The sequence below is a fragment of the Bacillus sp. JZ105 genome (genome assembly GCF_053903125.1).
Map to the genome: position 1 here is coordinate 1,686,191 of NZ_CP096387.1, position 20,242 is coordinate 1,706,432.

Sequence of the window (20,242 nt, forward strand, 5' to 3'; positions counted from 1 at the left end):
AGCTATGTTCTAATACATAATAAATAGGATGAACAAAGGAGGTTTCTCATGACGTACTTACAAGAGAAGACACTGGACACACCGGGTCTTCATACTCATATTGTCAAAACAGAAAAATTTAAAACCGTGACAATCCTTTTTAAAATGCTTGCACCGTTATCCAAAGATGACGTCACCATGCGTTCTCTTTTCCCGCATGTGCTGTTAAGAGGAACAGAAAAAATGCCGAAAACAGGAGCACTGCGTGCCTATTTTGATGAGCTCTATGGAGCAACCGTTTCGGCAGACATGGCAAAAAAAGGTGAGAATCACATCATTACCTTTCGCCTAGAAATGGCGAATGAAAAATATTTAAAGGATCAAACCCCTTTACTAGAAAAAGGGATTGCCTTACTATCTGAGCTATTATTCCACCCGTATGTTGAAGAAGGGGTGTTTAGTCAATTATATGTAGATCAAGAAAAACGCACATTAAAACAGCGAATTCAGGCAGTTTATGATGACAAAATGCGTTATTCGAACTTAAGACTCGTGCAGGAAATGTGTAAAGGTGAACCATATGCACTGCACGTCAATGGTGAAATGGGAGACATCGATGCAATCACAGCTCACTCACTCTTTGAAGCTTATGAGCATGCGCTTCAATCAAACCAGCTTGATCTTTATGTTGTCGGAGATGTTGATGAACAAGACATCAGCCGTATGGTCTCCCAATACTTTAAAACAAGTGAAAGAAAGCCAGTCAAAAAGCAAACTGAATCAAGAAGACCTCAAAATGAACCAAAAGAAGTCATTGATGAAGAGGACGTAAAACAAGGCAAGCTGAATATCGGCTTTCGCACACATACAACGATTGCAGATAAAGATTATCCGGCGCTGCATTTGTTTAATGGCATATTCGGCGGTTTCTCGCATTCTAAGCTATTCATTAATGTTCGAGAAAAAGCAAGCCTTGCGTACTACGCTGTGTCTAGACTTGAGAGCTTTAAAGGCTTGATGATGGTCATGTCAGGAATTGAAGTCGGCAACTACCAGCAGGCAGTAGACATCATCAAAGAACAATTTGAAGCGATGCAAAAAGGTGATTTTTCAGATGAAGCAATTAATCAAACAAAAGCAGTCGTCAAAAACCAGCTGCTTGAAACGATCGATACATCTTATGGAACAGCAGAGTATTTGTATCAGCATGCCGTTGTGCCAACTGGGGAAACCCTTGATTCCTTTTTAGAAGCATTAGACCGCGTGACAAAAGAGGACATCATCAAAGTGGGTCAGAAAATTGAATGGGATACGACCTATTTTCTTAAAGGAACGGAGGGTGCTTCATGACAGTGAAAACAATTCAATTCGATCAGCTGCAAGAAACGGTCTATCACGAAAAAATGGAAAGCGGACTTGACGTCTATGTGCTGCCAAAGCAAGGGTTTAACAAAACCTATGCGACCTTTACAACAAAATATGGCTCTGTCGATAACGAATTTGTGCCGCTTGGCAAAGAAGACATGATTCGAGTGCCTGACGGAATTGCCCATTTCTTAGAGCATAAGCTGTTTGAAAAAGAAGATGGAGACGTGTTTCATACTTTTAGTAAACAGGGAGCATCCGCAAACGCTTTTACAACGTTTACGAGAACGGCTTATTTATTCTCAAGCACCTCAAATGTTGAACAAAACCTTGAGACACTCATTGATTTTGTTCAAGAGCCTTATTTTACTGAAAAAACAGTCGAAAAAGAAAAGGGCATCATTGGTCAAGAGATTAACATGTATGATGACAATCCGGACTGGCGTTTATTCTTTGGTCTGATTGAAAATTTATATCAAGAGCACCCTGTGAGAATAGATATTGCTGGAACAGTAGAGAGCATTGCCCCTATTACAAAAGATCATTTGTATGAATGTTATGAAACGTTCTATCACCCGAGCAATATGCTTCTATTCGTCGTAGGGCCTGTTGATCCGAAGCAAATTTTAGATCAAGTCAGAGCGAATCAGGCGAAAAAACCGTTTACAGACCAGCCGGAGATCAAACGAAAAGACATCAATGAGCCTGAAGGTGTGTACCGGAAAGAATACGAACTTCCAATGAACGTACAAGGCTCTAAATGTATGTTCGGTTTGAAAACAAAGAATCCGCATAAAAAAGGAAACCAGCTGCTAAAGCATGAGCTTGGGATGAACCTCATATTAGAGACGCTGTTTGGCAAAAGCTCCTTACAATATGAACAGATGTATGAAAAAGGCTTAATTGATGAAACATTCAGCTACGATTATACAGAAGAGGGCGGCTTTGGCTTCACTTCAGTTGGCGGAGATACAAATGATCCTGATCAACTCGCAAAGGTATTAAAAGAAACCCTTCTTCAAGCAAAAAGCCTCATGACAGAAGAGAAAATTGAACTTGCACGCAAGAAGAAAATCGGCAGCTTTTTAAAAGCCATGAATTCTCCAGAATATATTGCGAACCAATTTACTCGATATGCATTCTTAGACATGAGCTTATTTGATGTCGTCACAATGCTGGAACAAATTCAATTGACTGATATTCAGCAAATTTTAGATGAAGAAATTGATGAAGAACGGATGTCTGTTTTCAAAGTCGTCCCAAAAACAAAATAAATTTAAAAAGACAAACTCATATCGGCAGAGTTTGTCTTTTTTATGTTCATTGAAAAACCGCTTTATCTACGAGGATATTGATTGACAATTGTTTTGGCCATTAGTTAAACTCTTTAATAGTTAAACACTTAAACTAAAAAGGAGCAGCGTATGGAACAAAATAAAATTGCCCAGCTTATCCAGAGGTATACAGATGTCTATCTCATGTTGGAGAAAAAAGTATCGAGTATGATCACCGAAAAGCTTGATAAAGAGCTGACGCTTGATCAATATTACTCGCTTCGATACATCAATCTACATCCAGGATGTACATCTACGGACCTGGCTTATGTATGTAATGTAAACAAAAGTGCTGTAACATCCATGACTAATCGTCTTTTTACGAAAAACTATATTTTTCGTGAACATGATCAAGCTGACAGAAGAAATGTTCACTTGTATGTCACGCCGGAGGGCAAAGAAGTGGTTAGACGAATGGAAAAGCAGCTTCAAGACCTAGTTCGGTCTTATTTTGAAAAGTTTGAAGAAAAAGAAATGGAATCATTTATTCAAACATATGAAAAGATCTATCAAGTGATCATCGAAGAGGAGGCACAAAGAACGAATGAGAGCAATCATAAAGGGTAGATGGCTGATCACGATCTTGTGGGTCGTATTAGCAGCAGTGTTACTCATCACCGCTCCTAATATGGCGCAATTAACAAAAGAAAAAGGGCAAATTTCTGTACCAGACGGCTATCCGTCCTCTTATGCCAATCAGTTATTAAAGAAAATGTCTGAAAACGGCGATACAGAAAAATCAGTCGTCATTGTCTTTCAAGAAAAGAACATTGTAAAAGAAAGAGAATCATCTTTAAAAAAGGCAATGAACATTTTAGAAAAGGATCAAGGTCTCCACATAGAGGACATCACTTCTTACTTTGAAGCCAATAAAGATATCAAAAAACAAATGCTCTCTAAAGATCAAACGACGCTTCTTGTTCCAGTTACATATGACTCAAACAAAATCAAAGCGTCCGAATTTAAAGAAAGAGTCAATGAAAAGCTGAAAAGCTTAAACCTGAAATTTGAAATGACAGGGCAGCCGTTAATTGATGATGATGTTATCACAAGTTCGCAGGAAGGCCTGAAGAAAACAGAATACATTACGATTGGGTTTATTCTCATTGTCCTTATTCTTGTCTTTAGATCAGCTGTGGCGCCTTTCGTTCCATTAGTCACAGTCGCACTCTCTTACTTGGTGAGTCAATCGATCGTGGCTTATTTAGTGAAATATGTAGACTTTCCGCTCTCGACCTTTACTCAGATCTTTATGGTCGCGATCTTGTTTGGAATTGGAACGGACTACTGCATACTGCTACTCAGCCGCTTTAAGGAAGAGATCGCCCACGGTAAAGATAAAATTGAGGCGATTCTCATCACGTATAAAACAGCAGGAAAGACCGTCTTATTCAGCGGAATTGCGGTTCTGATCGGTTTTACATGTATTGGTCTGGCACAATTCCAGCTTTATAAATCAGCTGTTGCTGTAGCAGTTGGGGTTGCTGTGCTCATTGTGGCTCTTCTCACGATTGTGCCGTTCTTTATGGCAGTTTTAGGAAAGGTGTTATTTTGGCCGATTAAAGGCGATATTGCCCACCCGCAGTCAAAAATGTGGGAAACAGCAGGCCGCTTTTCATTTAAGAAACCGCTTTTCAGCTTATTAATCGTAGGAATCATTACGCTCCCGCCAATTCTGATGTATAAAGGAACCCTTTCTTATAACAATTTAGATGAAATTGGCATTAAATATGAATCAGTCAAAGCGTTCAATACTATTTCTGACAAGTTTGGACCGGGTGAAGCACTTCCAGCAACAGTGGTTGTGAAATCATCTGATGTTTTAGACAACAATGAAGGGCTGATTGCCATTGAAAAACTCAGCCGTGCAATCGAACAAACAGATGGCGTCAGTAAAGTCAGAAGTGCCACCCGTCCTGTAGGTAAAGGGCTGAGTGATCTGTACGTGAAATCACAAGCCAAAGAACTGAACACAGGACTTGATAAAAGCAATGAAGGCTTGAAAAAAATCCAAGATGCACTGACGACAATGAGTCAATCCATTGAGGATCAAACGCCGCAAATCAAATCATCAGGAAAAGGCATTAACAAATTGATTTCTGGTACAGAATCTGTGCAAACAGGGATTCAAAATGTTGAAAAATCCTTAAGAAAATTGCAAAACGGCATCGATCAAAACAAAAAAGGTGTAGCAGCCATTAAAGATGAAATCAAAGGTGCGAAAAAGGAATTAACGGCTCAAGTCGCACAAGTGAATCAGCAAGTTTCACTGTATAAAAGCATTTCCAAAGAATTAAAGGCCGCATTAGCGCAAGTGGATACGTCATCCTCTGCCGCAGCAGATGTAAAAGCGTTAATCAAACAAGCAAATACTCAATTTAGTACCCTTGAAAAGCAAATCCCGCAGGTAAAAGAAAATCAATCGTATCAAGCGATTAAAGCTTCGTACAATGAACTTTCTGCGACTTTGCAAGAAGGGGCGAAACAGGCAGACAGCTATGCCAAACAAGCGAAAGAAGCTAGAAAGCAGCTTGAAGCGGCTGATGCCTTTATTGCAAAAGCTTCAGAGCAGCAAAAAGTCTTGACGAATCAAATTGATGAACTCATTGCTGGCTTAGATGCAGTTGAAAATGGACTGGATCAAACGTCTAAAGGTCAAGGTCAATTAGCCGATAATATGCCAAAGCTTGCAAATGGAGCGGGCGACATCATTAATGGCCAAAAGCAAATGAAAGAAAAGATTGGCGGCTTTGGGGATGACCTGACCAAGCTGACAGACGGCTTGAACAAAAGCGTAAATGGACTGGAGAAAATTTCAAGCGGCTTAATGGGTGCAGGTGACTACTTAGACGAACTGAAGAATGCACCAGATCAAGACATGACCGGCTGGTTTATTCCAAAGGACGTCTTGAAAAGTAAAGCATTCAAGCAAGTATTTGATTCATACTTGTCAGACGATCGCAAGATGACAAAAATTGATGTCATTTTAGAAAAAAATCCATATGGAAATGAAGCCCTGTCAACGATAAAACAAGTGGAAGCTTCTGTCGAGCGGGCACTTCCTGAAACAAACCTAAAAGATGTATCATTTGGTGTCTCAGGTGTATCAAGTATGAATGCTGATCTGAAACAGCTGTCAGACCAAGATTTCAATAAGACAGTGCTTTACATGATCATCGGCATCTTCCTTATTTTGGTGATTCTGTTCCGTTCGCTTGTCATGCCGCTGTATTTGGTAGGTTCACTCATATTGACTTACTTTACAGCAATCGGTGTAACAGAATTTATTTTCACCCATTTCTTCGGATATCCAGGCATTAGCTGGCCTGTACCATTCTTTGGATTTGTGATATTAATGGCGCTCGGAGTCGATTATTCGATTTTCTTAATGGAGCGGTTCAATGAATACAAAACAAAAGACATCCAGTTTGCTATGACCGAATCAATGAAAAATATGGGGTCTGTCATTATATCTGCTGCTGTTATTTTGGCAGGGACATTTGCCGCAATGCTTCCATCAGGTGTGCTGTCTCTCCTGCAGATTGCAACACTTGTCCTCACAGGACTTTTACTGTACGCACTCATTGTGCTACCATTGTTCGTACCTGTGATGGTGAAATTGTTCGGATCAGCCAACTGGTTCCCATTTAAACGAAAAGAATAGGTATTCTATATAGAAAGAAGGAATCAATGTGATGAGTCGTTGGGCGCTGATAACAGGTGCCAGTGGCGGGATTGGGCAGGCAGCAGCCAAAAAGCTTGCCCAAGAAGGCTGCCATGTGATGCTCCATTATCATAAAAATGAACAGGCAGCTGTGCGCCTCGCCGCTCATTTGGATGAGGCATATTCCATTCAAACGCACGTCGTTCAAGCAGATTTATCTAAAACGGGCGGAGCGGATGAGCTTGTCAGCCGTCTGCCGCTCTTTCCAGATATTCTTGTTTTAAATAGCGGCATGAGCCATGTCGGATTGGTGACAGACACAGAAAAAGACGTATTAGCCAGTATGGTGCAGCTTCATGTCACAAGTCCATATGAGCTTACCCAATCCCTTTTACCCGCCATGATTCAAAAGAAAGCAGGCCATATCATTGCGGTCAGCTCGATATGGGGAGAAACGGGAGCATCGTGTGAAGTGCTGTACAGCATGGTCAAAGGTGCGCAAAATGCGTTTATCAAAGGGTTAGCCAAAGAGCTTGCTCCAAGTGGAATTAGAGCAAATGCTGTCTCACCAGGTGCTGTCAAAACAGACATGATGAATCGTTTTACGCAGGAAGACATCGCAATGCTGGAAGAAGACATTCCGCTTGGCCGGCTTGCATCGCCTGAGGAGGTTGCAGATGTCATTTGGTTTCTCGCCTCAAAACAGTCAAGTTATATCACCGGTCAAATTTTATCTGTCAATGGCGGCTGGTACTGTTAAAAAACGTGTATAATTCGTCTCTCCATGACAAAAGCTATGGCTGTAATTCATCTTTTCGAATGGAGGAATCGACATGTCTGTACTTGAGAACTGGGACCATTGGAAAAACTTTTTAGGTGATCGCTTAAATCATGCGCAGGATAAAGGTTTAGAAGATGAGACCATCAATAACCTTGCGTATGAAATTGGCGGATATCTAGCTAACGAAGTTGAGGCAAAGAACGAGCAGGAAAGAGTACTTGCTGACCTTTGGAGCGTTGCATCAGAAGATGAGCAGCGTGCCATTGCAAATATGATGGTCAAGCTGGTTGAAAATAATAGCTCGCACTAAACAAAAAGAGAGGTCGTTTGTGCCTCTCTTTTTATTTTAACCGTTTCACAACATTGTGCTTTCTAAAAATGTGAAAATGCTTTATGATAAAGGAAGGTAAAAATTTGCCACAATGAAGGGGGTAATATCATTTGGCAAAGCTCGAATGGTATTTTGAATATGAGATACAGGTAAACCGTCCCGGACTTTTAGGAGACATTTCTTCTCTAATGGGGATGCTTTCAATTAATATTGTGACAATCAATGGTGTTGATGTATCAAGACGCGGAATGCTTTTACGCTGTGACCACACAGATCAAATTAAGCGGCTTGAATCAATTTTAAATACAATGGAAACGATAAAAGTAACAAAATTAAGACAGCCGAAGCTTCGTGACCGCTTAGCTGTTCGTCATGGAAGATACATACAGCGTGATGCGGATGACAAAAAGACGTTCCGTTTTGAAAGAGACGAGCTCGGTCTTCTTGTTGATTTTATGGCTGAACTCTTTAAAAAAGAAGGACATAAATTGATTGGGATTCGCGGAATGCCGCGTGTCGGAAAAACAGAATCAATTGTGGCTTCAAGTGTTTGTGCAAGCAAGAGATGGCTGTTTGTCTCATCAACTCTTTTGAAACAGACGATCCGAAGTCAGCTGATTGCAGATGAATACAGCCCAGATAACGTCTTTATTATTGATGGGATTGTGTCAACAAGAAGAGGTTCTGAGAAGCATTTGCAGCTTTTAAGGGAAATTATGAGACTGCCGGCAACGAAGGTGGTTGAGCATCCAGACATCTTTATTCAAAATTCAGAATATACAATGGATGATTTCGATTATATCATTGAATTGCGTAATAGCGCAGACGAAGAGATTACATATGAACACGCTGAAGAACCACAAGTGTTTGATCATTCTGGTTTTTCCGGCTTCGATTTTTAATATGGTAATGGTAGGTGTTTGTTTTGACTGAATTGGGAAAACGGCTCGTTGAGGCCAGAGAGGAAAAAGGGATGTCGCTGGAGGATCTTCAGACGGTGACCAAGATCCAAAAGCGCTATTTGCTAGCAATCGAACAAGGAAACTATGATATTATTCCAGGTAAATTTTACGTCAGAGCGTTTATTAAACAATATGCCGAAGCCGTTGGACTGAACCCTGAACAATTGTTCGAAGAATTTCGTAAAGATGTTCCAAGCACGTATAACGATGAAGTATCTGATAAATTATCGAATATTAAGCCGCAAAGAGAGCTGCCAAAGCCTGCCTCGAAAGTGCTTGAACTATTGCCGACAATTTTAATTATTGGAGGCATCATTGTGGTCATTGCCATCATTTATGTGATCGTGCAGGCGGTCAATCATGATAGCGGACAGAAGAATAATCAGGCGGCCCCTCAGCAATCAGAATCTAAATATGAAGTATCTGAGGATTCATCTCTTGCAAAAGATCAAAAGAAAAAAGAAAAAGCTTCGTCAGATGATAAAGAGAAATCATCTAAAAAAGACGATTCATCAAAAGACGATGAAACTGTTTCTTTAAAGGCGACGAATACAGAAGGCTCGACAACAACGTATGAAGTATCAGGTGCTGACAAAATGGAGTTAACCATTTCTGCCTCGCAAGCTTCATGGCTGCGCGTAAGAGATGAATCTGGAAAAGTGCTGAAGATGGGCGAACTAAAAGATGGCGAATCGTTTAAAACAGACCTGTCTGATCTTTCTCAGGTCGATATCCGTCTAGGCAATGCGTCTGGAATTGATATCAAGGTAAATGACGAGACACTTAAGTACGAATTAGACCCTAAGAACACCATGACACAAAACATTGTGATTGTGAATAAAGGAAAGGAAAAGTCATCTTAAGCAAGTAGATGACTTTTCTTTTGTTCCTACTATTATATATACATAAAAAATTGCATTATTGGAGGATTGGATTTCATGTTTAACTTACCGAATAAAATAACTCTTTCTAGGATCGCCTTGATCCCTGTTTTTATGATCATTATGCTTGCACCATTAGATTGGGGTGTTGCACGTTTTGGTGACGTCAGCATCGAAGTGACGCACCTTGTTGGCGCGATCCTGTTTATTGTCGCTTCAACAACTGACTGGATTGATGGATACTACGCACGTAAGCTTAATTTGGTGACAAACTTTGGTAAATTTTTAGATCCGCTTGCAGATAAATTGCTTGTTTCAGCTGCTTTAATTATACTTGTTCAATACAACCTCACACCGGCATGGATGGCGATTGTGATCATCAGCCGTGAATTTGCTGTAACAGGTCTAAGGCTTGTATTAGCCGGAGGCGGTGAAGTGGTGGCAGCGAATATGCTTGGAAAGGTGAAGACATGGGCGCAGATCATTGCGATTTCTGCACTTTTACTGCATAACCTGCCGTTTGAACTTGTGTCATTCCCGTTTGGTGATCTAGCGATGTGGGTAGCGGTGTTCTTCACTGTTGTCTCAGGCTGGGATTACTTTGCAAAAAACTGGGAAGCTTTAAAGAATTCTAACTAAAAAGGACGTGTACGCTTTGAAGTCAGAGAGAAAAGCAGAAATTATTGCAGTCGGTTCCGAACTATTGCTAGGGCAAATTACGAATACGAATGCACAATTCATCAGCAAACAACTAGCTGAAATTGGTGTGAATGTTTATTATCACACAGCAGTTGGTGACAATCCAGAGCGTTTAAAACAGGCCATTCAGGTGGCGCAGGGAAGATCTAATTTTATTATCTTTTCAGGTGGTCTTGGACCAACCAAAGATGATTTAACAAAAGAAACCATTGCGAGCACGCTTGGCAAAGAGCTTGTACTAGATGAAGAAGCATTTGAATCGATTCAAGACTACTTTCGAAAGACCGGCCGCGTTATGTCACCGAACAACCGTAAGCAGGCACTCGTTCTAGAAGGATCTGATGTGCTCGTGAACCGTTTCGGGATGGCCCCGGGTATGTTTGTTCAAGAAGACGATACGTTTTATATGCTTCTTCCTGGACCGCCAAGTGAACTGCACCCGATGTTTGAAAACGAGGCAAAGCCGCTGATTTCTGAGAAACTTGGCTTAAAGGAAAAAATCGTGTCTGTTGTTCTGCGCTTCTTCGGAATCGGTGAATCGCAGCTTGAAACAGACCTAGAAGATTTAATTGATGCCCAAACCAACCCGACGATTGCACCACTCGCATCTGATGGTGAAGTGACGCTAAGGCTGACTGCTAAGCATGAGGATGAAAAAGAAACAGAGCGTCTGTTAAAAGAAACAGAAGCGCAAATTTTAGCGCGGGTAGGAGAGTACTTCTACGGATATGGGGATACATCACTTGTCCGCGAAGCGTCCAAAGCCTTGCACAAACACGGGAAAACAGTAGCAGCAGCAGAAAGCCTGACTGGCGGAATGTTCTCCGAATGGCTGACAGATCTCGAAGGAGCATCATCCATTTTGAACGGAAGTGTGGTTTGTTATACAAACCAAGTCAAGCAGCAGGTACTTGGCTGCCGGGAAGAAACATTGTCTTCTCGTGGTGCTGTCAGCAAAGAGTGTGCTTTAGAGCTCGCTGAAGGGGTGAGAAAGCTGACCGGAAGTGATATTGGCATTAGCTTTACGGGTGTAGCAGGTCCTGATACCCAAGAGGGTCAGCCTGTTGGAAAAGTGTTCATTGGACTATCGACAAAAGACCAGACGGACGTGTTTGAATGGATGTTTACAGGCAGCCGGTCGGGCATTCGAAAGCGTGCTGTGAAATATGGTCTGCATCACTTACTCAACTTATTAAAAGAGAGTTAATTTTGTTTTTTGTTAGGTTTACTCCTTTATAAAAGAGTGTTTTTTCTAATAGAAACCACTCTTTTCTTAAAAAATCTGCCGAGAAAAAAACGAATATGTGTTCGTTTTTTTCTTGGCAAATGACGTAAAACAAGGTATAGTATAGATAGTGGAATTGATAAAGGAGGAAACAATAGAATGAGTGATCGTCAAGCAGCCTTAGATATGGCTCTTAAACAAATAGAAAAACAGTTTGGTAAAGGCTCTATTATGAAACTAGGAGAGCAAACAGATACACGTATTTCAACAGTACCTAGTGGTTCGTTAGCACTTGATACTGCGCTTGGAATAGGCGGATATCCCCGCGGCCGTATTATCGAAGTATATGGTCCAGAGAGTTCTGGTAAAACGACAGTAGCCCTTCATGCCATTGCTGAAGTTCAGCAGCAGGGAGGACAAGCTGCATTTATTGATGCAGAGCATGCACTCGATCCAGTTTATGCTCAAAAACTAGGTGTCAACATTGATGAACTATTACTTTCTCAGCCGGATACAGGAGAGCAAGCACTTGAAATTGCAGAAGCTCTTGTCCGCAGCGGGGCAGTTGATATTGTTGTTATTGACTCTGTAGCTGCTCTTGTACCAAAAGCAGAGATTGAAGGAGACATGGGTGATTCACACGTTGGTCTTCAAGCGCGTTTGATGTCCCAAGCACTTCGTAAACTATCAGGTGCTATCAATAAATCAAAAACAATTGCCATCTTTATTAACCAAATTCGTGAAAAAGTTGGGGTCATGTTCGGTAACCCTGAAACAACGCCAGGTGGACGTGCGCTGAAGTTCTACTCGTCTGTTCGTTTAGAAGTGCGCCGTGCTGAACAGCTGAAACAAGGCAATGACATTATGGGGAATAAAACGAGAATTAAAGTGGTCAAAAACAAAGTAGCACCGCCATTCCGTATTGCCGAAGTAGACATTATGTACGGTGAAGGGATCTCAAAAGAGGGAGAAATCATCGACCTTGGAAGCGAGCTAGATATCGTACAAAAGAGCGGTGCTTGGTATTCTTACCAAGAGGAGCGTCTTGGACAAGGCCGTGAAAATGCGAAACAGTTCCTAAAAGAAAATAAAGATATCATGCTGATGATCCAGGAGCAAATTCGTGAACATTACGGCTTGGATAATAACGGAGCAGCGCAGCAGGAATCTGAAGAGGCGCTAGAACAATTAGAATTAGAATAAAAATAAAATCAGTATGAAATGATAAAAAGGCTGGGTGAAAAAACTCAGCCTTTTTTATTTTTGCAAAAAACTTTCGACAACTTTTTCAGTACTTCATCCGTCTAAAGTATGCAAAATGGAATTTATTTTGGGAGGAAAAAATAATGACAAGCCCGACCCGCAGAAGAACTGCCAAACACAGACAGAGAAAACCGAGTCAGAGGGGAAAACTTGTGCTTGTTTTTTTAGCAGCGATGATTTGCTTAACGATGTGGAATGTGCTTCATCGAAATAGTGAAGAGAATAACCAGTTTCAAAAAACTGCAGTAGCTTTAGAAAACAGCCAGAAAAAAGAAGTCGAAAGGAAAATCGCCAAAAAATCAGAGGAACAAATCAAAACAGTGGACCGCAATCACAAAATCAGCAGTTATTTAAATGAGATTGGTTTCAGCGGAACAGCCATGATTGTTAGAAATGGAGAAATTGTAACAAATAAAGGTTTTGGTTATGCAGACCGTAAACGAAAAATTCAAAATAATCCATTAACATCTTTTTATGTCGGTTCGTCACAAAAAGCGCTGATTGCAACCGCTATTTTGCAGCTTGAGGAAAAGGGGAAACTTCAGACAAGCGATCCGGTAAGTACGTATTTACCTCATTTCCCTAACGGACAAACGATTACTTTGAAAAATCTGCTGACACATACATCGGGAATAAACGGACACATTGAAGGAAATGGCGCAATTACTCCGGACGAATTAATAAAAGACATAGAACGTCAGGGAATTCATCGTCAGCCGGGCGTATGGGGCTACAAGGATTCCAACTATTCTGTTCTTGCTTATATTGTGGCTGAAGTGAGCGGTGAGTCCTATGAACAATATATAACGAATCATATTTTTAAACCGGCGGGGATGACGCATGCAGGCTTTTACAAAACATATAAAAAAGAACCTTATCCTGCTGTCGGGTATAAGCTGAAAGGCAGCAAAGCGGTTACACCGTATATGCCCGATCTATCTCAGCTGTACGGTGCTGGAGATATGTATATGAGTGCTATAGATATGTACAAATTTGACCAAGCCCTGATAGAAGGCAAACTGTATTCCCAGAAGAGCTATAAAAAGATGTTTACGCCAGGAAGCAGCTCCACATACGGAATGGGATTTTATGTTGCTCCCGGTAGCTATTCAAGCCATGGTGTCATGCCGGGCTTCAACATTTTGAACAGCTTTAGCAAATCTGGGCAAACCATCGTTGTTTTGTTTTCAAATATACAAAATAACACTAAACTGGGCCAAGTAAACAATAAAGTATATCAGCTGCTGAATCAAGAATAATTCTGATCTGCTTTTGCAAACGCTAAGATGGCTAGCTTGACAAGTATTTCCGACACAATTACAATGGGAATGTATCACTTGTTTTTCTTAACATGATTGATAACTAATTTAAACTTGACAAGGGCAGTGAGGATCTCATTCCCTGTGAAGGCCCTGTATGTTGAGACACAAAACAATGTACATGCCGACACTTTATTTGTAAAACCAAGTTCATAGCAAGAGGAGGTGAAAATATGTCGCCTACGATGTTTACGATCATCTCCATTTTGCTGAGCCTAATCTGTTTAGTTGTTGGCTACTTTGTTCGTAAAACCATTGCAGAAGCAAAAATATCCGGCGCAAGAAACATGGCCGAACAAATTGTTGAGGATGCAAAGCGTGATGCGGAAGCATTGAAGAAAGAAGCGCTCTTGGAAGCGAAAGATGAAATTCATTCGTTTCGTGTAGAGGCGGAGCAAGAAGTTCGTGAAAGACGAAATGAGCTTCAAAGACAAGAAAACCGTTTACTTCAAAAAGAGGAAAATCTTGATCGCAAAGACGAATCTTTAGATAAACGGGAGTCCCTGTTGGAGAAGAGAGATCATTCTCTGAATGAACGACAACAACATATTGAAGAGATGGAAAGCAAAGTGGATGATATGATTCGTTTGCAGAAAGCCGAGTTGGAACGTATTTCAAGTCTAACTCGAGATGAAGCGAAACAAATCATTCTGGATCAAGTTGAAAATGAGCTTTCCCACGACATTGCAGTCATGACGAAAGAATCTGAAAACCGAGCGAAAGAAGAGGCTGACAAAAAGGCGAAAAACATTCTTTCACTTGCGTTACAGCGTTGTGCAGCAGATCATGTGGCTGAAACAACGGTATCTGTAGTCAATCTTCCAAATGATGAGATGAAAGGTCGTATTATCGGACGTGAAGGACGAAATATCCGTACGTTAGAAACGTTAACAGGTATTGACTTGATCATAGATGATACACCTGAAGCTGTTATACTATCGGGCTTTGATCCGATTAGACGTGAAACAGCGAGGATAGCTCTGGACAAGCTAGTCCAGGATGGCCGCATTCATCCTGCACGAATTGAAGAAATGGTGGAAAAATCACGCCGTGAAGTCGATGATTATATCCGCGAGATGGGTGAGCAAACGACATTCGAAGTCGGAGTTCACGGTCTGCATCCGGATCTGATCAAAATTCTCGGCCGCTTAAAATTCCGTACAAGTTATGGACAAAATGTCCTGAAGCATTCAATTGAGGTTGCACATCTTGCAGGTCTCATGGCTTCAGAGCTTGGAGAAGATGCAAAGCTTGCAAAACGAGCAGGTCTTCTGCATGACATTGGAAAAGCCATTGATCATGAAGTAGAAGGAAGCCACGTAGAAATTGGCGTTGAGCTTGCGACGAAATATAAAGAGCATCCTGTTGTCATCAACAGTATTGCCTCTCACCACGGTGACCAAGAACCGACATCTATTATCGCTGTTCTTGTTGCGGCAGCTGATGCATTATCTGCAGCACGCCCTGGTGCAAGAAGTGAGACGCTTGAAAATTACATTCGGAGACTTGAGAAATTAGAAGATATCTCTGAATCTTATGAAGGTGTTGAAAAATCGTTTGCGATACAGGCTGGACGTGAAGTACGTATTATGGTGAAGCCAGATTCAATTAATGATCTTGAAGCTCACCGTCTAGCAAGGGATATTCGTAAGCGAATTGAGGACGAGCTCGATTACCCTGGTCACATTAAAGTGACAGTCATTCGAGAAACTCGCGCAGTAGAGTATGCAAAATAGAGCGGTGCGCTTAGCGCCGCTTTATTTTTTTGTGTAAATATGCAACACTGATAAGAAGATCAATTTAAAAGAGAAAGGGTTCAAAAGCGCATGAAAATATTATTTGTTGGAGATATTGTCGGTTCACCTGGCAGAGACACACTGAAAGAATATTTGCCAAAGCTGAAGAAAAAATATCAGCCGCACTTTACCATTGTCAACGGAGAAAATGCTGCTCACGGGAAAGGTCTAACTGAAAAAATCTATCATGAGCTGCTGCAAGCAGGAGCTGATGTGCTCACAATGGGCAACCATACATGGGATAAAAGAGACATTTTCGATTTCATCGATGATGCAGCTAATATGGTCCGCCCTGCTAACTTCCCAGAAGGCACACCTGGAAAAGGTCTCACGTTTATTAAAAAACAAGGAAAAGAATTGGCTGTCATCAACCTGCAAGGACGTACGTTTTTACCGCCAATTGACTGCCCATTTCAAAAAGTAGATGAATTAATTGCGGAAGCATCCAAACGGACACCGTTTATTTTTATTGATTTTCATGGTGAAGCCACAAGTGAAAAGCAGGCGATGGGCTGGTATACAGACGGCCGTGCATCATGTGTCGTTGGCACGCATACACATGTTCAAACAGCAGATAACCGCGTATTGCCAAAAGGAACTGCGTATATTTCAGATGTCGGGATGACAGGGCCTTATGATGGCATTTTAGGTGTTGACCGAGAAACGATCATTAAACGATTCAAAACAAGTCTCCCAGTCCGGTTTGAAATTGCAGAAGGCCGAACGACGTTAAGTGCAGTAATCGTAGAAATTGACGAACAGTCGAAAAAAGCTGTCAAAATTGATCGAATTTTGATAAATGATGACCATATTTTCTTTGAATAAATGTTCACATATTTATTTCAGAAAAATATTAATCAGAAAGAAGGAATATGCGCCCTCTATCGTGAATATAGTAAAAATGGTAGGTAGCCTGCTATTTTTGAAAAACATTTTGGGGATGGATTTTCAAAAAAATAGCATCATCTAACAAAGATTGTTCTAATGAACACTCACTTATCCATTGTAAATTTAAGGGGGAGCAGAAATGGAAATTTTAAAAGTTTCAGCAAAGTCAAATCCGAATTCAGTAGCAGGAGCATTAGCCGGCGTTTTACGTGAACGCGGTGCAGCGGAAATACAAGCAATCGGCGCTGGAGCACTGAATCAGGCGGTTAAGGCTGTCGCCATTGCAAGGGGATTTGTCGCGCCAAGCGGAGTGGATTTGATATGCATTCCAGCCTTTACTGACATTCTGATCGATGGAGAAGAAAGAACAGCCATCAAATTGATTGTTGAACCACGATAATTCTAATTTTATTATTTTCAACCTGCTTACATCATGTAAGCAGGTTGTTTTTGTTTACCGCTATACATTTCTTATATAACATATTCAGTTCGTGAAATAGATAAAAATGACATATTAGAGCTTGCATTTTTTCACCGTGATGATAAATTAAGATTAAGTTGAATTTACTTCATCAAAAATAAATATTTAAGTAGGTGAAATAATGTTTGAAGCTTTTTTGAAAAGAGGAAAGCTTGTTTTTATTTTATTTTTTATCGTTCTCATTGCTGGCGGCTATTTATTCGCGCAGCTTCCTAAACGAGAACTGCCAGAATTCGAGGCGAATCTCGTCACGATTTCTACCGTTTTTCCTGGTGCAGATGCAAAACAGGTGGAAAGAGATGTCACCAATAAACTGGAATCAGCCCTATCTGATATCAACGGTGTAGAGAAAACGAGCTCGGTTTCTGCCATTGGTTTCTCAAATATTGTGCTTGAAATTGAGGACCAAGCCGACTTTCAAAAGGTGGCAAGTCAAATTAAGAATGAAACCACAAGTGCTGCGTCGTCTTTTCCTGACGGGGTGATGGAGCCGGAAGTAAAGGATGAATTCGGCAGCGTGCCGGTTGGCTCTTATATGATTGTGTCAAATGAATCATCGGACTTAGCAAAGAGTCAGCAATCGCTGCGTGCATTGAAGGAAAAAGTAGAGGACATCAAAGGGGTAGACAGTGTCATTATCAAAGGCTTCAATGACAAACAAGCGATTTTAAACTTAGATTCAAACAAGCTGGAGGGTGAAGGGCTCAATGTAACTGATGTCACAAATGCCATCAATCAGGAATTTGACACATCTCCACTAGGCGATATTCGGGCAGGCAAAGAGAAGGTGAAGCTGTCCATCGATACATATGACCGCTTTGATCAAGTTAAAAAAATTGAGCTTTTCTCAAAAACGAAAAGAGAGCCGGTCACAATTAGTCAGCTTGGCAGTTTAAAAGAAGTAGAAAAACAGAAAAGTGATATTGTGTCGTATAACGGAAAGCCCGCTTATTCATTTACTGTGAATATTAAACAAGGGCTTGATATTCCTAAAATGTATGACAAAGTCAGTGATGTCATTGAGAAAGAAAAGCAGCTGCCAAATGGGGTGGAGTGGGTAGGCTACTATTCACAAAAAAGTGAAGTGGATACCATTTTCAATGATTTAATAAAAGAAGCCATTGTTGCGGTCATTGCTGTCATAATTGTTACCACACTTGGACTCACGATTGGCGGGGCGTTTATCGTTTCACTCGCCATTCCGCTATCCATTACAATTGGAACGATTCCGCTGCCATTTTTACAAGTGGACCTCAATCAAATTTCGATCATCGGCTTTATCATTGCTTTAGGGATACTTGTCGATGATGCCATTGTCGTCAATGATAATATTTTAAGACAAATGAAAAAATACGAAAGTCCGCTTAAAGGAACAATTGCAGGGGTGAAAGAAGTCGCAGGGTCCATTTTGACATCAACACTAGCTGTTGTGTTTGCCTTCCTGCCGCTTGTATTCCTATCAGGTGCAAACGGTTCATTTATTCGGGCATTACCGTCTGTTCTAGTGACGACTGTGCTTGCGTCCATGGTGATTTCTCTGACACTTGTACCGGTCTATCAATATACTGTGAACCGGAAAAGAAAGAACAAAAACAGTCAAAAAGAGCCGGGATTCCTAGGGAAACCATTAAAAAGGCTGGCTGATTTCTATGCAGACCGTGTGCTGACAAATATAGTGAAGCGGCCGCTCGTTATTGGACTAAGTGGTTTGCTCGTTGCAACGCTTGCTTTTTTACTTATTTTCGCCACACCATTTGAATTTTTCCCTGCGGCGAATAAGAAAGAAGTGGTCGTCACTGTCACGCTTCCAAGTGAAACAACATTAGACCAAACAAATGAAACACTAAAGAAAATAGAACAAGAGATCAAACAGCAAAAAGGAATTGAAGAAACGGCGATTTTTGCAGGCGGCGGTGTGCCGAACCTGTTTAATGAAAGTATTTCAAATGCAAGTGACCACACGGGTCAAGTTGTCGTGAGAGTAGACAATGATCAGATGACAAGTAAGGCATTGATAGATCGTATGACCGAGCCTTTGCGAGAGACATTCAAAGAGGCTGAAACCTTTATGAAAACCATTGTACAAGGGCCGCCAACTGGCGCGCCAGTGACAGTAACGGTTGCAGGTGAATCTTTTTCAAAGCTCATTGATGTCAAAGAAACGCTGACAAATGAAATGAAAGACAAAGGAGCAAGCTTGATTACGGTCGATGTCAATCAGCCGGTGAAAACGATCTCCTTTGAATTAAACCGCGAGCGGATGGCAGAGGATGGGCTCAGTGCTCAATTTGTCAGCAGACAGCTTGGTCTTGTGACAGAAGGGATGCCATTAGGTACCTTTCAACAAGGAACAAATGATATCGATTTAGTGGTGAAACAGGATATAGGCAGACATCAAAATGGTTTGAAGCTAAAAGAAATGAAAGTGCCTGTGAAGACAAATGAGGGTGGTATGCCTCAACTTGAGCCGCTTAGCCGATATGTAAAAGAAAAAGAAACAGAGCAGTACGAAAGCATTCCACATGAAAATGGAGTTCCGACCATTACGCTGAAGGCGTATCCCGGCGCATCAGATTCGTTTAAAGACGATATGAAAGAAGTCGTCAATCAAGTAGGGAAAAGCGCTGCAGCGAAGGATTTGACCATTTCACAAGGTGGAGAAAATGAAAATCAGACCCAGTTCTTTATTGAAATAAGTCTCTTATTTGCAGTAGTCTTGCTGCTCATTTACGTGACCATCGCATTCCAGTTCAATTCATTAATGCTTCCGCTGTTAGTTCTAGGAACGGTTTACTTAGCCGTATCAGGAGCCATTATCGGACTGTTTGTCACCCAAACACCATTCAGCTTTATGGCAACAATGGGGATTGTCTCATTGGCTGGTATTGTCGTCCGAAATGCGGTCGTCCTATTCGAATTTATAGAACAGCGGCGCAAGCAAGGGTTTGATCAACAGACAGCTGTCATTGAAGCAGGAAGAGCAAGGATTAGACCGATTCTCTTAACAGCATTTACGGCACTTGTTGCACTAATGCCTGTTGCATTAAGTCATGATCCACTCTTTAAGCCGCTGGCCATATGCATTGTATCGGGTGTCTTTTTCTCAACAATTCTGACATTATTCATTGTGCCAGCACTATATGTTGCCGTTTCAAAGAAACGCTGACGATGAAAGCAAATCTCCGATCGAAAGGAGATTTGCTTTTTTTTTTAGAAAAATATCTAAAAAAATATGTGGGGTGTTCATTTGTCTTTTTCTAGTAGACAGTGGTAT

16 protein-coding genes are annotated in these 20,242 nt (G+C 41.1%); all 16 read left to right on the forward strand.

The genetic code is table 11. The annotated features are described in order from the left end of the window. The first annotated feature begins 48 nt into the window (after positions 1 to 48). On the forward strand, positions 49 to 1,329 hold the full coding sequence (gene yfmF, locus M1D81_RS08545; protein ID WP_456265061.1) for an EF-P 5-aminopentanol modification-associated protein YfmF: 1,281 nt from the start codon (positions 49 to 51) through the stop codon (positions 1,327 to 1,329). Beyond that, positions 1,326 to 2,618 carry an EF-P 5-aminopentanol modification-associated protein YfmH gene (gene yfmH, locus M1D81_RS08550; protein WP_073205222.1) on the forward strand — a complete coding sequence of 431 codons (1,293 nt, stop codon included), beginning with the start codon at positions 1,326 to 1,328 and terminating at the stop codon, positions 2,616 to 2,618. Before yfmF ends, yfmH begins: the two co-directional genes overlap by 4 nt. 150 nt (positions 2,619 to 2,768) lie before the next feature. Then, on the forward strand, positions 2,769 to 3,245 hold the full coding sequence (locus tag M1D81_RS08555; RefSeq protein WP_456265060.1) for a MarR family transcriptional regulator: 477 nt from the start codon (positions 2,769 to 2,771) through the stop codon (positions 3,243 to 3,245). After that, a complete protein-coding gene (locus tag M1D81_RS08560; protein ID WP_456265059.1) occupies positions 3,223 to 6,342 on the forward strand; it encodes an MMPL family transporter in 3,120 nt (1,039 codons plus the stop codon). Before M1D81_RS08555 ends, M1D81_RS08560 begins: the two co-directional genes overlap by 23 nt. A 31-nt stretch (positions 6,343 to 6,373) precedes the next feature. Further along, the gene (gene ymfI / locus M1D81_RS08565; RefSeq protein ID WP_456267138.1) at positions 6,374 to 7,102 is read left to right on the forward strand and encodes an elongation factor P 5-aminopentanone reductase; all 729 of its coding nucleotides are present in this window, start codon (positions 6,374 to 6,376) and stop codon (positions 7,100 to 7,102) included. 73 nt (positions 7,103 to 7,175) lie between these two features. Next, positions 7,176 to 7,433: a DUF3243 domain-containing protein gene (locus M1D81_RS08570; protein WP_024424114.1), complete on the forward strand. Its 258-nt coding sequence runs from the start codon at positions 7,176 to 7,178 to the stop codon at positions 7,431 to 7,433. Between the two features lie 131 nt (positions 7,434 to 7,564). Beyond that, positions 7,565 to 8,356, forward strand: a complete 792-nt coding sequence (locus tag M1D81_RS08575) for a DUF3388 domain-containing protein (protein ID WP_003211480.1) — start codon at positions 7,565 to 7,567, stop codon at positions 8,354 to 8,356. Positions 8,357 to 8,379: 23 nt separating this feature from the next. Then, a complete protein-coding gene (locus tag M1D81_RS08580; protein WP_456265058.1) occupies positions 8,380 to 9,279 on the forward strand; it encodes a helix-turn-helix domain-containing protein in 900 nt (299 codons plus the stop codon). Between the two features lie 75 nt (positions 9,280 to 9,354). Next, positions 9,355 to 9,936, forward strand: a complete 582-nt coding sequence (gene pgsA, locus M1D81_RS08585; RefSeq protein WP_008358030.1) for a CDP-diacylglycerol--glycerol-3-phosphate 3-phosphatidyltransferase — start codon at positions 9,355 to 9,357, stop codon at positions 9,934 to 9,936. A 16-nt stretch (positions 9,937 to 9,952) separates the two neighbouring features. Continuing rightward, on the forward strand, positions 9,953 to 11,203 hold the full coding sequence (locus M1D81_RS08590) for a competence/damage-inducible protein A (protein WP_456265057.1): 1,251 nt from the start codon (positions 9,953 to 9,955) through the stop codon (positions 11,201 to 11,203). A 177-nt stretch (positions 11,204 to 11,380) separates the two neighbouring features. Further along, a complete protein-coding gene (gene recA / locus M1D81_RS08595; protein WP_087978917.1) occupies positions 11,381 to 12,424 on the forward strand; it encodes a recombinase RecA in 1,044 nt (347 codons plus the stop codon). Between the two features lie 143 nt (positions 12,425 to 12,567). Then, on the forward strand, positions 12,568 to 13,743 hold the full coding sequence (locus M1D81_RS08600; RefSeq protein ID WP_456265056.1) for a serine hydrolase domain-containing protein: 1,176 nt from the start codon (positions 12,568 to 12,570) through the stop codon (positions 13,741 to 13,743). Between the two features lie 233 nt (positions 13,744 to 13,976). Then, complete coding sequence (gene rny / locus M1D81_RS08605) at positions 13,977 to 15,539, forward strand: ribonuclease Y (protein ID WP_003211958.1); 1,563 nt, start codon at positions 13,977 to 13,979, stop codon at positions 15,537 to 15,539. A 90-nt stretch (positions 15,540 to 15,629) separates the two neighbouring features. Beyond that, positions 15,630 to 16,424, forward strand: coding sequence for a TIGR00282 family metallophosphoesterase (locus M1D81_RS08610; RefSeq protein WP_024424109.1), 795 nt, complete (start codon positions 15,630 to 15,632; stop codon positions 16,422 to 16,424). Positions 16,425 to 16,626: 202 nt separating this feature from the next. Next, positions 16,627 to 16,887, forward strand: a complete 261-nt coding sequence (gene spoVS, locus M1D81_RS08615; protein ID WP_003211281.1) for a stage V sporulation protein SpoVS — start codon at positions 16,627 to 16,629, stop codon at positions 16,885 to 16,887. 202 nt (positions 16,888 to 17,089) lie between these two features. Continuing rightward, entirely contained in the window at positions 17,090 to 20,134 is a 3,045-nt protein-coding gene (locus M1D81_RS08620; RefSeq protein WP_456265055.1) for an efflux RND transporter permease subunit, read from the forward strand. Positions 20,135 to 20,242: the final 108 nt, after the last annotated feature.